1 protein-coding gene is annotated in these 5,364 nt (G+C 41.4%); it reads right to left on the bottom strand.

Annotated elements, in window-relative coordinates:
* Window positions 1-5,364, bottom strand: a 5,364-nt coding sequence (locus JOD82_RS28815) for a non-ribosomal peptide synthetase (RefSeq protein ID WP_209950382.1), incomplete at both ends; no start/stop codon positions are given.

Genomic DNA, 5,364 nt, shown 5'->3' with positions numbered 1-5,364 from the left:
TTCCGGGGAACGTTCTACCATAATTCCCACTACACTATCAGGTTTTATTCCCTTTTCTCTTAATTTTCTGGCCAGTTGGTTTGCCTTTTCGTTTAGCTCCCTATAAGTCAGCTGTTTATCTTCAAACACTACAGCAATATTATTGGGTGTCCGTTCCACCTGTTCCTCAAAAATCTGATGGATGGTCTTTTCCCGAGGGTATCCTGCTTTTGTATTATTAAATTCATATAATATTTGATGTTTTTCGTCTTGTGACAGCATATCAATTTCTAATAGCCTTTTTTCAGGAAAGGCTGCTGCCTCTTCCAATACATTAAGGTAATGGGCAATAAGCCTTATAACTGACTCTTTCTTAAACAACCTGGTAGCATACTCCAATTCAAATGCAATACCGTCCTCTGTTTCCTCAGCGTTTAAAGTCAAGTCAAACTTGGATATTCTTACTTCACTGTCATAGGGCATAAACCTTAGCCCATCCATCTTCACTTCTGATGCCTCGATATTTTGCAGTACAAACATAGTATCGAAAAGTGGATTTCTACCCAGATCCCTTTCCAGGTTAAGCTTATCTACCAGTTCTTCAAATTGGTAATCTTGGTTTTCGTAAGCCCTTAAGGAGTTTTCTCTTACTTCATTAAGGAAGTCCACAAAAGTCTTTCCACCTTGAGGGTGATTCCTCATGGCTAGCGTGTTTACAAACATACCAATAACGTCCTGAAGATCAGTATGCGGCCTTCCTGCAACGGGACTTCCAACTATAATATCTTCCTGTCCGGTGTACTTGGATAAAAGGACATTGTATGAAGCTAAAAGTACCATGTAGAGCGTGGCACCATTATTCACTGCAAGTTTGTTCAGTTTAACAGCAAGCTCCTTGCCTGCTTTGAAACTGATCACATCTCCCTCAAAACTCTGTATAGCTGGCCTAGGGTAGTCTAGCGGCATATTAAGCAAAGGAATTTCTCCTTTGAATACTTGGAGCCAGTATTCTTCCTGCTTACTAATTGTCCCATCAGCAAACAGCCTGTTCTGCCATACGGAAAAATCCTTGTACTGAATCTTAAGTTCCGGAAGTTCCTTACCTTCATACAGGCTCATAAATTCTCTTACCAGTATGTCGTCAGACACCCCGTCAGATATAATATGGTGCTTATCAAACATCATATTATATCTGTCTTCTCCAACTTTTATAAGCCCAACCCTAAGTAAAGGAGCCTCATCAAGGTCAAAGGTCCTAATAAATTCACTGGCTATTTTCGCAGCTCTTTCCTCATCGGTTTCCATATACATAACACTAAAATCCACATTGCTATGGACCTTTTGTACCGGTTTACCATCTATCATATGGAATGAGGTACGGAAAGACTCATGTCTGTCAACAAGCTCCCTAAAAGCCTGTTCAAAGCGCAGTTTATCGAGTTTGCCTTCAATTAGCATAATACCAGGCATGTTGTATGCCATCCCAACTGCGTCAAGCTGGTTTAGAATATACAGCCTTTTCTGGGCGGATGAAATTGGATAGTACTCCATCTCCCCAGCCGGCCCAATAGAATGAAATACACTCTCCTTTGCAATCTTGATGCACTCGGCAACTTCAGACATATTTGGGCTCTTAAATATTTCTTTAAGCGGTATGTTTACATTGAACTCTTTGTGAATCCTGGCAATAAGATTTGCTGCCCTTAAGGAATGTCCCCCCAGCTCAAAGAAATTGTCGTTTCTTCCCACTTTCTCTATACTAAGGATATCCTGCCACAACCCCGCAAGTTTCTCCTCCACTTCACCCAAGGGTGCGACATACTCTATTCCAGCATCGATATTGCCGTCAGGTTCGGGCAATGCCTTCCTATCTATTTTGCCATTGGGAGTCAGCGGCAGCTTTTTTAACTGCATAAAATAGGATGGTATCATATAGTCTGGAAGGTCCTTTAAGAGATGTCCCCTTAGTTCTGCTATTGTTAATTCATTTTCCCCTGCCACATAGGCACACAGATACTTGTTTCCCTTCTGATCTTCCCTTGCAATAACCACTGCTTCCTTTATTGAAATGTGCTTTAGCAGTTGTGCTTCTATTTCCCCCAGCTCTATTCTAAATCCCCTTATCTTTACCTGATGATCTACTCTTCCTAAAAATTCCATATTCCCATCAGACAGCCATCTGGCCAGATCCCCTGTACGATACATCCTTTCCCCTGGTATAAACGGGTTAGGTACAAATTTTTCAGCTGTCAGTTCGGGCCGGTTTAGATATCCCCTTGCAAGCCCTTCTCCCCCTATGCACAACTCACCCAAAACCCCTGTAGGCTGAGGTCTCAAGTGTTTGTCAACAACGTAGTATTTTATATTTTGCATTGGCTTTCCGATAGGTACACTCCCGGATTCCAAATAGCTTCCCAGTCTCTTTTCGTAATAACTGGAATCTATGGTGGACTCAGTAACCCCATAGCTATTAACAACCCGCAGTTTCTCTCCATACCAGGATTGTAATCTTTCATAATCTTCCACAGAGAGAGTATCTGATCCAAGTATAAGCAACTTGAGGCTATCAATAATCAAAGCATTATCATGGATATAATCCATAAGAGGAATAATCAGTGCCGGTGTGGATTCAAAGATGGTTATTTTATGGGTTTTAATAAGTGAATATAATCGTGCAGGATCGTATCTCTCCTCGGATGAACAAATAACCATTTGGCCTCCGTTGAGCAGCGTTCTCGAAACATCTCCCACAAATACATCAAAAGAAAAACTTGCGATTTGCAACAGCTTTACATCCATATCCGCAAGCCTATATTCCTTTTTCCATGCGTAAGATATGTTGACAAGACTTCTATGCTCTATCATGATCCCCTTTGGCTTTCCTGTGGTTCCTGATGTATAAATGACATATGCTAAATTACAAGATTTATTAATGACAGGAAGATTTTCTGTTCTCCCGTTGTAATTCACACAGTCATCAAAGCTTATAATATCAAGATCAAATTTAATTTTTTCTTTATGATGTTCTTGCGTAAGAATAATTCCAGCCAAGCTGTCATCGATCATATATCTGATTCGTTCTTCAGGATATTCGGTGTCTATGGGTAAATACGCGCCTCCTGCTTTAAATACAGCAATTACACCTATTATCATTTCTATGGACCGGTCTACCATTATAGCTACTACACTGTCAGGTTTTAATCCCTTGTCCCTTAAGATCCAAGCCAGTTGATTGGCCTTTTCATTAAGTTCTCCGTAAGTCAAGTATTTATCTTCAAATACTACTGCTATGTTATCAGGCGTCTTTTCCACGTGTTCTTCAAATAGCTCTTGTATGGTCTTATCCTTAGGATATTCTACTTTTGTATCATTGAAGCCATAGATTATTTGCTGTTTTTCCTCCTGGGACAACATATTTATTTCCGACAACCTTTTAAACGGATTTGCGGTTATCTCTTCCAACACGTTAAGGTAATGAGCCGCCAACCTTTTTAAAGTCTCTTTTTTGAAAAGCCGAGTACAATATTCAAAGCTAAAAGCCATACCATCTTCACGCTCTATTGCATCAATGGATAGGTCAAATTTTGATATTCTATACTCTAGCCCGTTATTAAAAGGTCTGAAGCTTATACCAGGTACTGCAAATTCTACCTTAGAGGCATTTTGCATGGTAAACATAGTATCAAACAGTGGGTTTCTGCTCATGTCCCTCTTCAAGTTAAGCTTCTCAACCAGTTCTTCAAATTGGTAATCCTGATTGTCATAAGCCCTTAGAGCGTTTTCTCTTACTTCATTCAAGAATTCTACAAAGGTACTATCTCCCTTGGGGTAATTTCTCATAGCCAAGGTATTTACAAACATACCAAGGATATCCTGCAGGTCTGAATGTGGCCTTCCGGCTATAGGGCTTCCAACGATTATGTCTTCCTGTCCGGTGTGCTTAGACAGCAATATGTTGTATGCCGCGAGCAGTGTCATGTAAAGCGTAGCCCCATTATCCCTTGCAAGCTTGTTTAATTTATTCGTAAGCTCACTGCCTGCTTCAAAGCTAAAAAAATCCCCTTCAAAGCTTTGTATTACAGGCCTTGGATAGTCTAGCGGCATATTCAGTACAGGTATTTCTCCCTGGAATGCTTGGAGCCAGTATTCCTCCTGGCTGCTAATTCCGCCCTCATCAAACAGTTTATTCTGCCATACAGCGTAGTCTTTGTACTGTATCCGAAGTGCTGGAGGGTTGTTTCCTTCATAAAGATCCATAAACTCACGAATCAGTATGTCCATGGAGACACCATCGGATATAATGTGATGCATATCAAACATCATAAGATGCCTGTCTTCTCCCGTTTTTACAAGCTCTACCCTTAGCAGAGGAGCCTTGCCAAGATCAAAAGGTCTGGCAAATTCCCCAGCATACTCTGCGGCTTTTTCTTCGTTAGTTTCAAAGTACATCACGCTGAATTCCACATGGTCATGAACCTTCTGGACCGGGTTACCATCGATCATGTGGAACGATGTTCTAAGAGTCTCATGCCTTTTTACCAACTGCCTGAAGACTTCCTGGAAACGCGCTGTATCAATGCTTCCTTCCAGCAGCATAATACCAGGCATGTTGTATGCTGTCCCTGCCCCTTCAAGCTGGTTTAGTATATACAGCCTTCTTTGTGCAGATGACATAGGGTAGTATTCCATTTCTCCTGCCGGTTGGATTGACTGATATAGGCTCTCCTTTGAGTCTTTAATATATCTGGCAATTTCTAAGATGGTTGGTGTCTTGAATATTTCCTTAAGAGGTATGTCTATATTGAACTCTTTGTGAATTCTTGCTACAAGGCTTGTTGCCTTTAACGAGTGTCCCCCAAGCATAAAAAAGTTATCATTTCTTCCTACCTTCTCTATTCCAAGGATATCCCGCCACAACAGCGCAAGTTTCTCCTCTATTTCTCCCGAAGGTACTACGTATTCTACGCCGGTATTAACATTGCTATCGAGCACAGGCAATGCTTTCCTGTCTATTTTTCCATTAGGGGTCAATGGCAGCTTTTCCATCCGCACAAAGTAGGAAGGGATCATGTAGTCCGGGAGCTCTTTTGACAAGTGTTCCCTCATCCCCTGTACGGTTATTTCTTGATCCGGTACGACGTATCCACAAAGATACTTATTTCCGTCAGCTCCTTCTTTGTCCAATACCACCGCTTCTTTTATTGCTTCATGCTTTAATAACCGGTTCTCTATTTCACCCAGTTCTATCCTGTAGCCTCTTATCTTTACCTGATGGTCGATCCTGCCCAGATATTCTAGGTTGCCGTCAGGCAGCCACCTTGCCAGGTCACCTGTCCTGTACATCCTTTCACCCGGTGCGAATGGGTTTGCTGCGAATTTTTCTTC

The sequence above is a fragment of the Paenibacillus sp. 1182 genome, from assembly GCF_017833915.1.
Classification (GTDB): Bacteria; Bacillota; Bacilli; order Paenibacillales; family Paenibacillaceae; genus Paenibacillus; species Paenibacillus polymyxa_D.
This window is presented reverse-complemented; position numbering and strand designations above follow the sequence as displayed.